The organism is Ornithinibacillus bavariensis (assembly GCF_018333235.1).
In the GTDB taxonomy this organism is placed as follows: domain Bacteria; phylum Bacillota; class Bacilli; order Bacillales; family Amphibacillaceae; genus Ornithinibacillus; species Ornithinibacillus bavariensis.
Genome location: NZ_BORP01000004.1, coordinates 87854 through 105002 on the forward strand (window position 1 = coordinate 87854; position 17149 = coordinate 105002).

Below are 17149 nucleotides of genomic sequence, written 5' to 3' on the forward strand. Positions count from 1 at the left end.
TATGTTATCTCATGATTGCTGCTTTTCATATGCATCAATTATTTTTTGAACTAATGGGTGTCTCACAACATCTGTTTGGGTAAGATGTATAAAGGAAATACCTTTAATATTTGCAAGTAATTTATCCACTACTTGTAAACCCGACTTAATTCCTTTAGGTAAATCGATTTGTGTAAGATCCCCTGTGATAACCATTTTAGATCCAAATCCTAAACGCGTTAAGAACATCTTCATTTGTTCAGGTGTCGTATTTTGTGCTTCATCTAATATAACAAACGCGTCATCTAATGTTCTACCACGCATATAGGCAAGTGGTGCGATTTCAATTGTCTCTCTTTCCATTAACCGTAGAGTATGCTCAGCACCCAAAATATCATTTAACGCATCGTATAACGGTCTTAAATATGGATCAACCTTTTCCTTTAAATCCCCTGGTAAAAAACCTAAACTTTCACCAGCTTCTACAGCTGGTCTTGTTAATATAATTCGCTTTACATAACCATTCTTTAGTGCTTGAACTGCCATGACAACAGCTAAATAAGTCTTACCAGTACCTGCTGGCCCTATACCGAAGACTAAATCATTTGCTTTAATAGCTGCAACATAGCTTTTTTGACCAAGCGTTTTTACTCGAATGGATTTTCCTTTAACATTCTTCGTGATTACATCTTCGAATAAGGTTTCAAATTGATTTATTTTACCATCCTTAGCTAGCTCAATTGCATAGACAATATCTCGTTCTGAAATGGTAATTCCTTTTCTGACAACCTGGAGAAGTGTTAACAGTACATCCTGTACGACCGCTATATCAACATCCGTTCCAGAGACACTAACTTTCTCTCCACGTGTCACGATTGAGACATTTAGTTTATCCTCCATATGTTTTAAGTATCTGTCATTGTTTCCAAAAAGCTCAAGCGCTTCTTCTGGATTAGTTAGTTCAATATCAATAGCGTTTAAATTTTCTGGCATAATCAATCTCCTTGAGTGATGGGTTGTGCTTTAGCAATATTTTCTTCAACTGTCATATATAAGTATAGTTTTACTTTACCATTCTCAACCGATTCATGCAAAATTTTTTCCGATACTATCTTCGCCTCTGGTCCCAATTGAAGCTGTAGCTCCTCCTTGGCTTGTTTGATACCTGCTTCCACTGCTTCCTCATGTGTCCGTACAATTTCGTGGTATTGTTTTTCGCTTAAGGTTGTCTCTTTAATGAATATAGGTAGTTCCCATCTTAAGAACTTAATCGGTGTTTGATTAGAATCATAATGTATTGCTTCAAATTCAGGTTTACCAAAGCCCCAAACTGGAAAAGTAAAATTATTGAATCCCAAAAAATACTTCTTTTCTTTTTTACCTGTAAGAAGTTCATAATTTTTCTTCAGAGGAATGGTAACATCGACCTCATACCACGTACTAGCAATAATTTCACCCTCGGCTGCAACCTTAACAGGCTTCTTTTTATCCTTCCCATCTTCGTTTCCTGCATTATTATCTACTTCATTTAATATTCCTGAAACTAATACCTTACCAGGCTCCACATAATCATTAATAGAAACTATTGGGAGACCTTTAGAGACGTACATTCGTTTAATAACACCTTTCTTAGCTGCCACAATATTCCTCGGACCCTCTACCTTGTCCTCTTTTACGACAATCTTTTCTACGCCCTCTAAATGATATGTTGTCCCTTTCTGATGAACACCCACCCATAATAACTCTGGTATATCCTCGGTCAACTTTTGCTGAATCTTTCCAGGAGGATCTAATGTAAAAATCCATGCTCCAGGGTGAACACCATATTCATTTAGTTGTTTGGATATCTTTTCTTCAATTTCCTTTGGAAGCTCGCCAGTAATTTCAACCTTCCAAATAATATTCGACATGAATAAAATGAAAAATATACTAGCAATAAACGAGAGTACAAATTCTTTTCTTCTAAAAAAACGAGAAAATAAAAACGGAAAACCTTTTCGTTCACGAAACGAAATTTTATACTGAAATTCACGTCTAATTCGTTTGACCTCGCGTAAATCGGATAATTTTACGTTTCCACTACAGGTTTTTTTGTTTTCTCTCTTAATATTCCAAACAGTTATGCCCCTACGAACACATTCCTGAAAGAACATTTCTGGCATGTGTCCTGATACAACAATTGTTACAAATCCCCTAATAAATGACCCTTGTATTTGCTTCATCTCATCCTCCTGGTTAGTAATATGATCAGGATTTATGATTCATCATGATGACTTGTAGGAGGTCATTTCATTCTACGCGGGAATGAATTTAACCTCCGTAATTTTACCCTCTAATAAAATTTCTTCAGGGAGCATCATTTTTAGCACAAATGATGAGCCTTTTATTTGAATATATCCCTTTGTAGTCTTTAATCGTAATTCATTATCTGTAAAGACAGAAAGGCCTTTATGGTTTTCAATATATACATGTAACTGGCCAATTATCGTCATTCTAGGTAATTCCATGACAACATCGGAAGGCAAGGAAAGATACTTAACTAGCCAGGGTCGTAATCGTTGTTGTAGTTTACTCACAAAAAGAGCCCCCCCTCACATACATATTTATGAAAAATAACATAAGATAAGAACCAAAAAACCCAAAAGCATTATGATATGCTTTTGGGTTTTTTAGTTTAGGATGACTGCTTTTTTCTTTCTGAAACCACACTGCGATAAGGTTTTCTAGCACGTGGTGATCCTAGAACCTCTGACATAATGATTCCATTAATTAAGCCTTCTCGATTAAGCCCTGATTTTACATCTCTTTTAAATTGCATTTTATTTTTATTACCTGATGAAGATGCACTATGCTTAATCTCATCCTGTATTTCAGTTCCTAATGAAATATCCATTTGATTAATTTCAGCAAGTGAGACATCTTCACTAATATTCATGCGATTTTTTAATTGTTCCATTTGGTTTTGCTCTTCCATGTAAATATTAGTTGTAGAAGTCGTATATACGGTGGATCTCGGTTCCTCTTCTATCTGTTCTTTTTCAACATAAACTTTCTCACCAGAGGATTGATAAACCGTTTGTTTTGGCTTATGTTGACCTTCTGAAGGGGAAGGCACTGGTGCTTGTCTTGCTGGTTGTGTTGGATTCTGTTGTCTTGTTGGTTGCTGTTTGTTTTGTTGGCTTTTATTTGCACCTGTTAATACTCTGATAATTCCCATCACAATAATAGCAACAACAACAATATTACCCATTAAAAATTCAATTAAATCTTCCATGTGTTTCCCCCCTTCAAGGTATGGTAGGCCAGATTATTTTTACTTATTATCTTCATTGTTTTCTTTTGAAAGTCTTCCGATAGAATCACGCATGTCTGTATCTGCATTTATATTTTCATAATTTAAGTAGTCCATGACACCTAACTTACCGGAACGTAAAGCTTCAGCAAGTGCAAGTGGTACATCTGCTTCTGCCTCAACAACCTTAGCACGCATTTCTTGTACACGCGCAACCATTTCTTGTTCTTGAGCTACTGCCATAGCACGACGCTCTTCGGCTTTAGCTTGGGCAATCTTTTTATCTGCCTCCGCTTGGTCTGTTTGTAAAATAGCACCAATGTTTTTACCGATATCTACGTCTGCAATATCAATCGACAGAATTTCGAAAGCAGTACCTGCATCTAATCCTTTAGCTAGTACAGTGTGTGAAATCATATCTGGATTTTCTAATACTTTTGCATGTGTTTCAGAACTACCAATTGTACTTACAACACCTTCCCCAACACGAGCGATGATGGTTTCTTCACCAGCACCCCCAACAAGTCGGTCAATATTAGCTCTTACGGTAATTCTAGCTTTTGCTTTAACTTCAATACCATCCATCGCAATACCAGCAATAAATGGTGTTTCAATCACTTCTGGGTTTACACTCATTTGCACTGCTTCTAGTACATCACGACCAGCAAGGTCAATTGCTGCAGCACGTTCAAAGGATAGTTCAATATTAGCACGGTGGGCAGCGATTAAGGCATTTACTACCCTGTCCACATTACCTCCAGCCAAGTAGTGGCTTTCTAATTGATTTGTTTTCACATCTAGACCTGCTTTATGTGCTTTGATTAATGGATTAATAACTCTGCTTGGTACAACACGACGTAAACGCATACCTACTAATTGTAAGATGCCAACGCGTACGCCTGCAGCTAATGCACTAATCCACAAAGTTACTGGAATAAAAGTAAATAAGATTGCAACGGCAATTAAAATAACTGCTATTAGAATTACCGGCATAATCAATGATGCTGTTGCTTGATCCATAATATTTGTCCTCCTAATAATGTATTTATTCTTATAGGTTAGTAAATAACCTTATAATTCTCTTACAACTACTCGAACCCCTTCAACCTTAACAACCTTAATTGGTCGATTAATTGGAATGAAACTCCCATCAGAGACAACATCGACTCTTTCTTCACGAATAAGGGCTACTCCCGAAGGTCTTAATGCTGTAGCACTAATTCCTTCCATTCCGATAAGGTCTAAACGATTTTGGTTCGAAACATAGCCTAATTCGGTAGTCGTCCGTTCGCGTAAAATGACGTGACGGAAAATACCTTTATCAAGGCCAATTCTTCTAAATAATATAACAGTAGCAATAATTGCTACTAAAAAGGCGATAGCAACACTCATTACCATTTCTGATATATTGGCCCCTGACATAAATAACGATCCGATGATCGCACCTACACCGAGAATGCCCAATATACCACCTGGAACAAAGAACTCTGCAATAATCATTGCAACACCTATTAGTAGTAAAATGATAGCTTCCATACCAGCTAAGCCGGCTACAACATGCCCGTAGAAAAATAATACTAATGAAATAAGGCCAATCGTTCCCGGGACACCGAATCCTGGTGAGTAAATTTCCACTATTAAACCTAAGCTAGCTAAGGATAAAAGAATAGGAACAACAATTGGATTCGTGATAAATCTAGCAAGTCCTTCTGCAAACGAAACTTTATTCTCTACAACCCTTGCATTAGAAAGTCCAAGTTCATAAAGTAGTTCGGTTCGATCATCAACGATTCCCTCTGCATAGCCAACCTGAACCGCCTCTTTTGGAGTTAAGGTTAGAAATTCACCCTTGGGTGCATTTAGTTCTGGTAAATCAATACTGGAATCAGCCATCGCTCGGGCATAAAGTGGGTCCCTGCCGCCAGCTTCTGCAGCACTCGTCATCGCTTTTAGCCATGCTGATTGAGCCTTCTTATCAGCTGCTGTGCCATCACTATTAATAATCCCGCTAGCACCCATGGTTGCCCTTGGCGTCATATAAATAGTATCCGTATGTAAAGCAATATACGAACCGGCAGATAATGCCTGACTAATAATAAAGGAAGTAGTTGGTACTTCTAAATCAGCGATTAGGGTTCCAATATTATCAGCAGCTTCTACACTACCACCCGGTGTATTAATTTCAAAAATAATATGGTCTGCTCCGTCTTCTATTGCTTCTTTCGTTGTACGAGCTAAGAAGGCCTCTAAACCACGTTCGACATTATGTTCAATTGGTATAACATAAACTAATTTCCCTCCACCTTCCGTATCTGCATGGACGAAAATATTTCCTTGATTCAGTAATAAAGACAGAACTACCATGATGAACAGAAGATAAATTGTCAAACGTTTCCTTGGCAATATATACACCCCCTTTATTCTGTTATTTATACGATTAATATTGGTTTTAGGTTTCATAAATTTTCATTAATAAACTCTATAAATAAATAGTATCATAGAATACGCTAGCAAGATAGGGAATTAAGCGACAAGTCCAAAGAGAAGAATATTTTTTTTGCACGGATAAACTAAAAAACCCTTGCGAAATCGCAAGGGTTGGTCGGGAATAATTTAATTCAATAGCTCTTGAACTAATTTATTAATTTTTGAGCCGTCTGCCTTACCTTTTACCTTTGGCATAACTTGACTCATTACTTTACCCATTTCTTTTTTTGAAGATGCACCAGTTTCTTGAATCGTCTCTAAAACAATTGCCTTAAGCTCCTCATCAGAAAGCTGTTCTGGCATATATTCTTGAATAATTTTGATTTCCATTTCAAGTTTTTCAACAAGATCATCGCGTCCAGCTGATTTAAATTCTTGGAGGGAATCTTTTCTTTGTTTTAACTCTCTTGATAAAATTGTCAAATCTTCGTCTTCGGATAATTCACTTTTACCAAGTTTTATCGATTCGTTCTGTATTGAAGCTTTTACCATGCGAATAACACTAAGTCTTTCTTTGTCTTTATTCTTCATTGCTTGCTTCATATCGTTGTTTAACCGTGATAATAATGACATCTTCTAGCACCTACTTTAGAATTTACGCTTTCTAGCAGCTTCAGATTTCTTTTTACGACGAACGCTAGGTTTTTCATAGTGTTCACGCTTACGATATTCTTGTAGTGTTCCACTTTTAGCTACACTACGTTTAAAGCGACGAAGAGCATCTTCAAGAGACTCGTTTTTACGAACGCGAGTTGTATTTGACATGCTAATTTCCCTCCCTCCGAAGCAAAAAACAGATTATAAAGGCATATGAGTGCCATATGCCTTTTGTAATTATAATATATTCATCTATCATCGGTCAACTGATTATTTTTTTCTTTTTTAATTCAATAGTCCGATGAACCTTGACTGCCGTTTACAATTGCAATACCAGAGCTAGCACCAATACGTGTTGCACCAGCGTTTATCATTGCCTCAGCTGACTCAACTCCTCTTACGCCTCCCGAAGCTTTAACTCCCATTTCAGGTCCAACGGTTTTGCGCATTAAAGCAATATCCTCCACTGTTGCTCCACCACCCGAAAATCCAGTGGAAGTCTTTACAAAATCAGCACCTGCTTCTTTCGCTAATTTACATGCCCTTACTTTTTCATCCTCTGTTAAAAGTGAGGTTTCTATAATCACCTTTGTTAATGCTTGTCCTTTTGCTGCATCAACCACTGCCTGTATGTCCTGCTTAACAAACTCATCATTATTGGACTTTAATTCGCCAATGTTAATAACCATATCTACCTCTGTGGCCCCGTCAACAATTGCCTGTTTTGTTTCAAAAACTTTGGTCGCTGTTGATGTTGCTCCTAATGGAAAACCAATCACCGTACACACCTTAACAGGAGTATCCTTTAATTCACTGTAACATAATGAAACCCAATGGGGATTGACACAAACAGAAGCAAATTCATATTGCTTTGCCTCATTAACAATCTCCAAAATGCTTTCCTTAGTAGCGTCAGGTTTTAATAAAGTGTGATCAATATATTTCGCTATGTCTTTAATCATTTTTTACTTCCTTTCGTAAGATGTACGTACCTCTTTTCGTATCATAGCATTTTCAAGTAGAAAATGCTAATTTAGGACTATGAAATTTTTGTCTAATTACTCATAGCAGCACAGAAATTAGGAGCAGTAGGATAATGATGTTTGATGTAAAGTGCATAGTTTTTCTTCGGGCATATTCCGAGAAAGCTAGTATGGTTTTGCCTATCGGGCTTATTTTCCGCATACACAAGCTTCAATTAGGAAACAGTGCTTTAATATAAATTAACAGATCTTCGTTTTCTTAAAACAAAAAAGCAAAGGGACATATCTCATCCCTTTGCCATAGCTAGTTATCTAGTTATGCATTTGCCTTCATTCTTCCATGAGTTGCATAATCCATAATTCTAACAAATGTTCCTTCATTATATGGATAACCAGTCTTTGTTAGCTTAACACGTACGATTTTACCGATCATATCATGTGTACCTTCAAACTGAACCTTCAAGTAGTTGTCTGTATAACCAACTAACATATTTGGATTATCTTTATCTAGTACACGTTCTTCTGGAATCACTTCAAGTACTTCATTTTCATATCGTGCTGCATACTGTCTTGCTAACTCATCGTTTAAATCGATTAGTCGTTGCACACGTTCATTCTTAACGTCTTCATCTACTTGATCTTCCATCCTTGCTGCTGGAGTTCCAGTTCTTCTAGAGAATGGGAAAACGTGAAGCTCTGAATAGCCAACTTTTTTAATAAAGTTGTATGTTTCCATAAACTCTTCCTCTGTTTCACCTGGGAAGCCAACAATTACATCAGATGTAATTGCTAAATCTGGTAGTGCTTTACGGATTTTTTCAACCTTTTGATAGTAGAAGCTTGTAGAGTACTTTCTTCTCATACGAGCTAGAACAGAATCAGAACCAGATTGTAATGGAATATGCAGATGACGGACGATTTTTTCAGATTGATCCAATACCTCAATTACTTCATCTGTAATTTGACTTGCCTCAATCGAAGAAATTCGAATACGCTCAAGTCCATCTACCTTTGATTCTAAGTCTCGTAGAAGCATAGCAAAATTATAATCATTTAAGTCCTCACCATATCCAGCAGTATGAATTCCAGTAAGAACAATTTCTTTGTATCCAGCATCAACTAATTTCTGTGCTTGTGTTAATACACTCTCTGGATCCCTAGAACGAAGAAGGCCTCTAGACCAAGGAATAATACAGAAAGTACAGAAGTTATTGCAGCCTTCTTGTATCTTTAAGGAAGCACGGGTTCTATCGGAAAATTCCGGAACATCCATTTCTTCAAATACGCGGTTTTTCATGATGTTGGACACACCATTAATTGGTTCTCTTGTTTTCTTGTGCTCTTCAATGTACTGAATCATATTCTTACGGTCTTGTGTTCCAACCACAACATCAACACCTGGGATTTCTAGAATTTCACCTGGTGAGGTCTGTGCATAACATCCTGTTACACAGACAATAGCCTCTGGGTTATTACGTATAGCTCGACGGATAACCTGTCTGCTTTTTTTATCACCAGAGTTTGTAACGGTACATGTATTTATAACATAGACATCAGAATCATGATCAAAGTCTACGCGTTCATAGCCTTGTTCCATAAACATCCGCCAGATTCCTTCTGTCTCATAATGATTTACTTTACAACCTAATGTATGAAAAGCTACTGTTGGCATGATGTGCCCCCCAATTCTTCTAAATGATAGGATATACTTGATAGTGCATATAATGCTGCTGTTTCCGTTCGTAGGATTCTTGGTCCTAACCGAACAGGGATAAAGTCATGTTGCTTGAGTGATGTAACTTCCTCCTGTGAAAACCCACCCTCAGGACCGATACAAATCAGAATATGATCATCATTTTTCACCTGATTGATAACCGAGCTAAATGAATGAAATTCATTCGTTTTTGCCTCTTCTTCATATGCAAACAATTTTATATCGTATCGTTGACCCTCTTGGATTAGCTGTGATAAATTCATGGCTTGTCTTATTTCTGGAATTCGATTGCGATGGCTTTGTTCACTAGCTTCTTTTACAATTTTTGAAAAGCGAATTAATTTCTTATCGGTTTTTCTAGCATCCCATTTTACTACAGATCGCTCAGCCTGAAAAGGAATAAATGCATAGGCTCCTAGTTCTGTTCCCTTCTGCAGGACTAGCTCTATCTTATCACCCTTTGGCAATCCTTGAGCAATTGTCACATTAACTGGCAATTCCGTATTAGACTCTAGCCATTCTAAAACCTCTGCAGTCACACTGTCCGTATTTAACTCTGTTATTTCGCAAATTGCAGCACTTGCATCAAGCTTATTACAAATTATCTTATCCCCAGCTTGCATCCGCATAACTCGGATAATATGATGGGCATCATCGCCCTCTATGCTAATTGTATTATTTTGCCAGTTTGCTTTCGGAATAAAATACCTTTGCATATGTAGCACCTACTTCTTTTGTGCAATAATTGACACCCAGTCTTCCAGCTCATTTATTTCCACTATGGTAAATCCTTGGTTTTCTAAATCATCGATAACCATTTGCTTTTTTGCTTGAATGATTCCAGAGGTAATAAAATAACCACCAGGTACTAAATTTTCTTTGGCATCTTTTGTAAATTTAACGATTATTTCAGCTAATATATTGGAAACAATTACATTCGCTTTTCTATTTACACCATTTAATAAGTTGTTTTGCTTTGTATGAACAACTTGATCAACCTTATTAAGCTTAGTATTTAATTCAGTACTATTTACGGCTACCTCGTCTAAATCATAGGCATATACTTCATTCGCTCCTAGAAGTGCTGCAGCTATACTTAGAACCCCAGAACCACACCCAACATCAATCACTAGATCATTTTTTCGAATGTATTTTTCTAATGCTTGTATGCTTAGAATCGTAGTAGGATGAGTTCCTGTTCCAAATGCCATTCCAGGATCTAATTCAATAATAACTTCCTCACTAGATTTCGGTGTATATTCTTCCCAGCTTGGTGTAATAGTAATCTTATCTGTTATTTTTGCAGGCTTATAGTATTTTTTCCAAGCCGTTGCCCAGTTTTCTTCATCTACCTCATTAATAGTAACGGAATTGGAACCAAGGTCAATACCATAACTGCTTAAATTAGTTATTTCTTGCTTAATTTCCTCAACAGTTTCATGTAAAAAACTATTAGATGGCAAATATGCTTTCACATAAACCCCTTCTGGCGGATAATCTTCAATACTTAGTTCAAAAATTTCTCCAAATACCGATTCTCTTTCCGTACTTAAATCTAATGGGTTTTCGATTACAACACCATTTGCACCCGATTCATGCAGAATATTAGAAATAGGTTCTATTGCTTCATTCGTTGTGTGTATACAGATTTCTGACCACTTCAAATGAATCACGCTCATTTCTTATAATTTTCATATTTTTTATGTATGGGGGGTGTTATAATTAACACCCTTATTCCCCTTTAAAAGCCTTTTTGAAACGTTTAAATAGTGAATCCTCTTGTTCTTCTGTTGCTTCATTTCCGGCAATTTCATTAAATTCTCTTAAAATATCCTTTTGTCGTTCAGTTAGGTTTGTTGGCGTAACAATTCTAACTTTAATATGTTGATCACCTTGGCCATAGCCTCTTACATTAGGAGCACCTTTTCCTTTTAAACGAAAAGTCTTTCCTGTTTGTGTACCAGCAGGAATCTTAAGTTTTACTTTACCATGTACTGTCGGAACTTCTACTTCATCTCCTAGTGCAGCTTGAGCAAAGGTTAATGGAAGCTCACAGAAAATGTTGTCACCTTCGCGAGTAAAGAAATCATGGTTTCTAACTTGGATAACCACGTACAAGTCACCGGCAGGTCCACCGTTTTTACCTGGCTCACCCTTGCCTGCTATGCGGATTTGTTGACCATCATCAATACCAGCAGGAATTTTAATATGGATTTTTTTATTCTTTTTGACAGTTCCATTCCCGCCACATGTTGCACATTTTTCAGGAATAATCTTACCAGTTCCATTGCAATAATGACATACTCGACGATTGACTACTCGCCCAAAAGGCGTATTCTGCTCGGTGTTTAGTTGACCAGAACCATGACAATGGGAACAGGTTTCCGCTTTGGTTCCCGGTTTAGCACCTGAGCCATGACAAGTATCACATTTCTCTTCTTTTGGTACGGAAATATCGGTTTCCTTTCCAAAAATTGCTTCTTCAAAATCTAAAATCATTGTATATTGTAAGTCTGCTCCTTGCTGTGGTGCATTCGGGTCTCTTCTACGTCCGCCACCACCAAAGAACATGTCAAATATATCACCGAATCCTCCAAAATCTGCAGAACCACCAAATCCACCAAAACCTTGGCCACCATTCATGCCCGCATGACCGAATTGATCATATTGAGCACGTTTTTGATCATTTGACAGGGTTTCGTATGCTTCTTTTACTTCTTTAAATTTATCTGCAGCATCCGCCTCTTTATTTACATCTGGGTGATATTGTCTTGCAAGCTTACGGTAAGCTTTTTTAATTTCTTCTTTTGAGGCACTCTTTTCCAAGCCTAAAACTTCATAATAGTCACGTTTTGCCACTATAAATCACTCTCCCGAATCACTTTCACATAAAGGTAATCATAACATTAATAATATTATGATGGCAAATGGTCAAGCTTTTGTTGCTATAGGTTATGCCTTGAGGCTCTATCTCGCTTCCCGTTAACTATTTGTTCTCCTGTCCTCTAAACACTTAGTCACAAGCAGGATAGTCTCATTATAATTCTTTTTTCGAGTGGCACTTAGCAACGTTGGATTACACTCAACGGGGTTTCCGCGTTTGAGACTACAAATATCGCCAAAAATTATCTATCAATATTCCCGCGAGTTCACATACATTCAAATCGCTAGAAACCACTCATCAACTATTTAACAAACTATAAAATATTCTCGAGAAAAAAAGCCAAAGCCAAGAAGGTCCTGACTTTGACTTTTTCACTTTTCATATAAATTTATTTATTATCATCGTCTACTTCTTGATAGTCCGCATCTACTACGTCATCAGAAGCCTTTTGATTTGGTTGATCTTCTGCTGCTTGATTTTGTTGTGCCATTTGCTCATAAAGCTTCACAGACAATTGTTGAACTTGCTCAGATAATGCTTCTTTTTTCGCTCTAATCTGCTCAATATCATTGGATTCTAGTGCTTTCTTCAATTCGTCTTTTGCAGCTTCAGCCTTCTTCTTTTCATCTTCAGAAACTTTATCAGCAAGGTCTTTCAATGTTTTTTCGGTCGTGAAAATCAATTGATCAGATTCATTACGTAAATCAACTTCTTCTCGACGCTTCTTATCTGCTTCAGCATTTTCCTCTGCTTCTCGAACCATGCGGTCTACTTCTTCATCAGATAAACCTGAGGATGACTTAATAGTAATAGATTGTTCTTTATTTGTTCCCATATCTTTTGCACGAACATTTACAATACCATTCGCATCAATATCAAAGCTAACTTCGATTTGCGGAATTCCCCTTGGTGCTGGCGGGATATCTGTTAATTGGAAACGACCAAGCGTTTTATTATCCGCAGCCATTTCGCGTTCCCCTTGAAGCACATGAATGTCTACAGCTGTTTGGTTATCAGCTGCCGTTGAGAAGATTTGTGAATGACTTGTTGGTATAGTTGTATTACGTTCAATTAGTTTTGTAAATACACCGCCCATTGTTTCGATACCTAATGAAAGTGGTGTAACGTCTAGTAATACAACATCCTTAACGTCCCCTTGGAGAACTCCACCTTGTATGGCAGCACCTAATGCTACAACTTCATCAGGGTTAACTCCTTTTGATGGTTCTTTTCCAATCTCACGTTTAATTGCTTCTTGAACTGCTGGAATTCGAGTTGAACCACCAACAAGTAATACTTTGTCGATATCGTTAGCAGTTAAATCAGCATCACGTAATGCTTTACGAGTAGGAATCATTGTACGTTCTACTAATTCTGCTGATAGCTCTTCAAATTTCGCACGAGATAAACTCATTTCCAAATGTAAAGGTCCTGCTTCTCCAGCAGTAATAAATGGAAGAGAAATTTGTGTTTGAGATACCCCTGATAAGTCTTTCTTTGCTTTCTCAGCAGCATCTTTTAGACGTTGCATTGCCATTTTATCCTTAGAAAGATCAATACCATTTTCTTTTTTGAACTCTTGTACTAAGTAATTCATGATTACATCATCAAAATCATCGCCACCAAGCTTATTGTCACCAGCAGTAGCAATAACTTCAAATGTACCATCACCAATATCAAGGATTGATACGTCAAACGTACCGCCACCGAGGTCATATACTAAAATTGTTTGGTCTTGATCTGCTTTTTCAATACCATATGCTAGTGCTGCAGCTGTTGGTTCATTGATTATACGTTCTACCTCAAGGCCAGCAATTCTACCTGCATCTTTAGTTGCTTGACGCTGAGCATCATTGAAATATGCTGGAACAGTAATAACAGCTTTATCTACTTTTTCTCCAATATAATCTTCTGCATATGATTTTAAGTATTGAAGAATAATAGCTGAGAGTTCTTGTGGTGTATAGTCTTTATCTTCCACTCTTTCTTTGTAATCAGTTCCCATATGACGTTTAATGGAAAGTATCGTATTAGGGTTTGTTATTGCTTGACGCTTTGCAACTTCCCCTACTTGACGTTCACCATTTTTAAATGCTACAGCTGATGGAGTAGTTCGGTTTCCTTCCGGGTTAGGGATGACTACTGCTTCCCCACCTTCCATCACTGCAACACATGAGTTTGTAGTTCCTAAGTCAATTCCGATAATTTTACCCATAGTCTATTTCCTCCTTGATACATACAAAAAACGTTTATTTATTAACCTTGACCATTGCTGGTCGGATTACGCGATCTTTTATGAGATAGCCTTTTTGTAAATCCTCTACTACGATATTGGATTCAAAATTATCATCCTCCACCTGCATGACTGCTTGATGAAGATTTGGATCAAATTCCTTTCCAACCGCTTCAATGATTTCTACGCCCTGTGATTTTAGAGCCTCTACCAATTGTCTGTATACCATCGAAATCCCATCTAGTAGATTTTTATTTTCGTCAGTTACTTCAACCTGTAACGCTCGCTCAAAGTTATCAATAGCAGGTAATAATTCAGTCACAAGATCCTGTGCCTTGTATTTCCGATCTGCTTCCTTTTCTTTTTGTGAGCGTTTCTTAAAATTATCAAATTCTGCTTGTGTTCTTAGAAATCGTTGATACAATTCTTCCTTTTCCTGCTTCAAATTTTCTATCTCTTGAACGAGATCATTCATCTCTTCCTCTGAAGATTCTTCTATAGGAGCATCGGATGTATCTGTTGCTTCCTCTTCATCTATTTGCTTCTCTTCTGTCAGATTTTCTTCTTCCATTTGAGTGATATCTTTTTCCGCCACGCTTTAGCACCTCCAACATCCATCATAATCATACAGTTGCTGTATGATCTTATCAATTATTTACTTACCGTTGTTTTTATACCATAAGTACAATACATCTGTCATTTCATTTGATAATGCATTTAACAATGTTATAACCTTACGATATTCCATCCTCGTTGGTCCAATTAATGCAATGGTCCCCATTTGTTCATCACGTAATTGATAAGAAGCTGTTATTAAACTAAAGTCTTGAATAGCCTCTAATTCATTTTCCCTACCAATAGTAACCCTTATTCCCTGTTGTGGTACCTTTAATAAGTTGACCACTTCATCCTCATTTTCCATCATACGATAAAAAGAACGGATTTTGTTAATATCATTAAATTCTGGCTGTGTTAATAGATTGGTTCTCCCACCAATATAAAGCTTAACAGGTTGTTCGCTAAAAGCCGATTTTAAATAGTGATATGATTTTTCAAAATCCTGTACGTACTTTTTCATCAGAGAAACCACTTCTGTATTTAATAGCTCTGGTAATTTCGCAAGGGATACCCCTTTCAATCGTTCATTCAAAATGTTTACCATTTTTTCTAAATCTGATGCACTTATCTCATTCGGAATACTGAAGGAATGATGCTCCACATGACCTGAATCAGTAATTAGAATAGCAACCGCAGTATTTTCAGACAATGGTATGATTTGCATCTGCTTAACTCTCGTTTCAAAAATCTCAGGGCCAAGTATTATCGAAGTATAGTTCGTTAAGTCGGATAGCACCTCTGCTGATTTTTGTACAAGCTTCTCAAAGTCAATAAACTCTCCTTGTAGCATACCCTTTATGATGTTTAAATTAGTTTTATCAACTGATGGTGCAATTACATGGTCCACATAATAACGATAACCTTTTTCAGAAGGAATACGTCCTGAGGAGGAATGGGTTTTTTCAATATATCCCATTTCTTCCAAATCAGCCATCACATTCCGAATGGTTGCAGCACTGTAGGAAATCTCATCTTTTTTCGAGATAGCACGTGAGCCAACTGGGTGAGCTGATTCAATAAAATCATCTATAATAACTTGCAAAATTAGTAATTGCCTATCTGTTAACATAAATGATCACCCCTGTTAGCACTCTCTTCCTCCGAGTGCTAATTATAATAATAAATTACCAAATCCTTATTTTTTTGTCAATGCACATGCTCGAGGTCTAGCTTGTCTAAAAGAAAATAGGAAAATACCTCATTTCCAAATAATAGTCCCTGGTCTGTCAAATGGATGTTATCCCCCTCTTTTACTAACCAGCCTTTCTGTTCAAGCTCTAGGATTTGCTGTTTGTATAATCTTTCATATGAAAAACCATACTTTTGATGGAAGTCATTCTTATTTACACCTTCAAGCTTCCGTAGCCCAAGGAACAATTCCTCCTCAATTTGTTCCTTTAACGAGATATGATCTATTTTTAGGATCGGATTCCCATCCTCCATAGCTTGCTTTATATATGCCGGTAATGGCCGAATATTCAATGTACGCTTACCGGGGAGATAACCACTCGCACCAGCACCAAATCCATAATAATAATCATTGTTCCAATACGTTAAATTATGCTTACTTTCAAACCCTGGCTCGGCAAAGTTACTAATTTCATATTGTGCTTTTCCGTTTTCATGCATTTTTGTCTTTAAAACTTCATACATTAGAACTTCTTCTTCCTGTGTAGGACGATGGAGTTGTCCCTTCTTATACCGATTATAGAAAATTGTTTTCGGTTCAATCTGCAGGGAGTAAGCTGAATAATGTGGTAAATCAAATGAGATTGCTTCCGTCACTGTATTTTCAAAATGCCGGGCAGTTTGTTTTGGTAAGGCGTATATTAAATCTAAGCTTATATTAGTTAAATCATGTTGCTTTAAAATATCTATGGTTTTATAAACATCTTTAATACGGTGTACCCTGCCTAATTCAGCAAGCATCGCATCATCAAAAACCTGGACACCTAAAGATACTCGGTTTACCCCATAGTCCATTAATAGCTTTGCTTTTTCTTTATCAAAGTCTCCTGGATTTGCTTCAATAGTATACTCTTCACATGCCGAAATATTAAATTTTTCCTGAACAAGCTCCAAAAGACGCTTTAATTGTTGATGACTTAATGCCGTTGGCGTACCCCCACCGATAAAAATAGTTTTAACAGGATTATTTTTCCCAGGCAATTGCGTATTTATTTCCTTTGCTAAGGCAGTTAGATAATCATCAGCGGATTTCTCATTATAAAAGAACTTCGTAAAATCACAATAATGACAAATATGCTGGCAAAACGGAATATGGATATATACAGAATTAATCATTTTAAATTCTCCTAACAGTAGGTTTAGAAAAAAGAAAAGGAAAAACTTATAAAAGTTC

General features: G+C 36.9%; 17 protein-coding genes. All 17 read right to left on the reverse strand.

The window, feature by feature from the left end; translation table 11 throughout:
• Nucleotides 1-9: 9 nt before the first annotated feature.
• On the reverse strand, nucleotides 10-972 hold the full coding sequence (locus tag KI338_RS11050; protein WP_212921065.1) for a PhoH family protein: 963 nt from the start codon (nucleotides 970-972) through the stop codon (nucleotides 10-12).
• Between the two features lie 2 nt (nucleotides 973-974).
• The gene (gene yqfD, locus KI338_RS11055; protein ID WP_212921066.1) at nucleotides 975-2201 is read right to left on the reverse strand and encodes a sporulation protein YqfD; all 1227 of its coding nucleotides are present in this window, start codon (nucleotides 2199-2201) and stop codon (nucleotides 975-977) included.
• A 72-nt stretch (nucleotides 2202-2273) separates the two neighbouring features.
• A complete protein-coding gene (gene yqfC / locus KI338_RS11060; RefSeq protein ID WP_212921067.1) occupies nucleotides 2274-2555 on the reverse strand; it encodes a sporulation protein YqfC in 282 nt (93 codons plus the stop codon).
• A 98-nt stretch (nucleotides 2556-2653) separates the two neighbouring features.
• Nucleotides 2654-3253, reverse strand: coding sequence for a YqfB family membrane protein (locus KI338_RS11065; protein ID WP_212921068.1), 600 nt, complete (start codon nucleotides 3251-3253; stop codon nucleotides 2654-2656).
• A 39-nt stretch (nucleotides 3254-3292) separates the two neighbouring features.
• Complete coding sequence (gene floA, locus KI338_RS11070; protein ID WP_212921069.1) at nucleotides 3293-4291, reverse strand: flotillin-like protein FloA; 999 nt, start codon at nucleotides 4289-4291, stop codon at nucleotides 3293-3295.
• Nucleotides 4292-4342: 51 nt separating this feature from the next.
• Nucleotides 4343-5674 carry an NfeD family protein gene (locus KI338_RS11075; protein WP_244853559.1) on the reverse strand — a complete coding sequence of 444 codons (1332 nt, stop codon included), beginning with the start codon at nucleotides 5672-5674 and terminating at the stop codon, nucleotides 4343-4345.
• A gap of 210 nt (nucleotides 5675-5884) precedes the next feature.
• Entirely contained in the window at nucleotides 5885-6331 is a 447-nt protein-coding gene (locus KI338_RS11080; RefSeq protein WP_212921071.1) for a GatB/YqeY domain-containing protein, read from the reverse strand.
• 15 nt (nucleotides 6332-6346) lie between these two features.
• Nucleotides 6347-6523, reverse strand: coding sequence for a 30S ribosomal protein S21 (gene rpsU / locus KI338_RS11085; RefSeq protein ID WP_042145999.1), 177 nt, complete (start codon nucleotides 6521-6523; stop codon nucleotides 6347-6349).
• A gap of 122 nt (nucleotides 6524-6645) precedes the next feature.
• Nucleotides 6646-7317, reverse strand: a complete 672-nt coding sequence (gene deoC / locus KI338_RS11090) for a deoxyribose-phosphate aldolase (RefSeq protein ID WP_212921072.1) — start codon at nucleotides 7315-7317, stop codon at nucleotides 6646-6648.
• 337 nt (nucleotides 7318-7654) lie between these two features.
• Entirely contained in the window at nucleotides 7655-9010 is a 1356-nt protein-coding gene (mtaB, locus tag KI338_RS11095) for a tRNA (N(6)-L-threonylcarbamoyladenosine(37)-C(2))-methylthiotransferase MtaB (RefSeq protein WP_212921073.1), read from the reverse strand.
• Complete coding sequence (locus KI338_RS11100; RefSeq protein WP_212921074.1) at nucleotides 8998-9768, reverse strand: 16S rRNA (uracil(1498)-N(3))-methyltransferase; 771 nt, start codon at nucleotides 9766-9768, stop codon at nucleotides 8998-9000. The genes mtaB and KI338_RS11100 overlap by 13 nt, the downstream gene beginning before the upstream one ends.
• 9 nt (nucleotides 9769-9777) lie before the next feature.
• Entirely contained in the window at nucleotides 9778-10716 is a 939-nt protein-coding gene (prmA, locus tag KI338_RS11105; protein WP_212921075.1) for a 50S ribosomal protein L11 methyltransferase, read from the reverse strand.
• Between the two features lie 67 nt (nucleotides 10717-10783).
• Complete coding sequence (gene dnaJ, locus KI338_RS11110) at nucleotides 10784-11911, reverse strand: molecular chaperone DnaJ (RefSeq protein WP_212921076.1); 1128 nt, start codon at nucleotides 11909-11911, stop codon at nucleotides 10784-10786.
• A 413-nt stretch (nucleotides 11912-12324) separates the two neighbouring features.
• Nucleotides 12325-14151 (reverse strand): molecular chaperone DnaK, encoded by a 1827-nt coding sequence (gene dnaK, locus KI338_RS11115; RefSeq protein ID WP_212921077.1) that lies wholly within the window; start codon nucleotides 14149-14151, stop codon nucleotides 12325-12327.
• A 34-nt stretch (nucleotides 14152-14185) separates the two neighbouring features.
• Nucleotides 14186-14740 carry a nucleotide exchange factor GrpE gene (grpE, locus tag KI338_RS11120; protein WP_212921295.1) on the reverse strand — a complete coding sequence of 185 codons (555 nt, stop codon included), beginning with the start codon at nucleotides 14738-14740 and terminating at the stop codon, nucleotides 14186-14188.
• 84 nt (nucleotides 14741-14824) lie between these two features.
• Nucleotides 14825-15856, reverse strand: coding sequence for a heat-inducible transcriptional repressor HrcA (gene hrcA, locus KI338_RS11125; protein ID WP_212921078.1), 1032 nt, complete (start codon nucleotides 15854-15856; stop codon nucleotides 14825-14827).
• Nucleotides 15857-15933: 77 nt separating this feature from the next.
• Entirely contained in the window at nucleotides 15934-17091 is a 1158-nt protein-coding gene (gene hemW / locus KI338_RS11130) for a radical SAM family heme chaperone HemW (protein ID WP_212921079.1), read from the reverse strand.
• Between the last annotated feature and the right edge of the window lie 58 nt (nucleotides 17092-17149).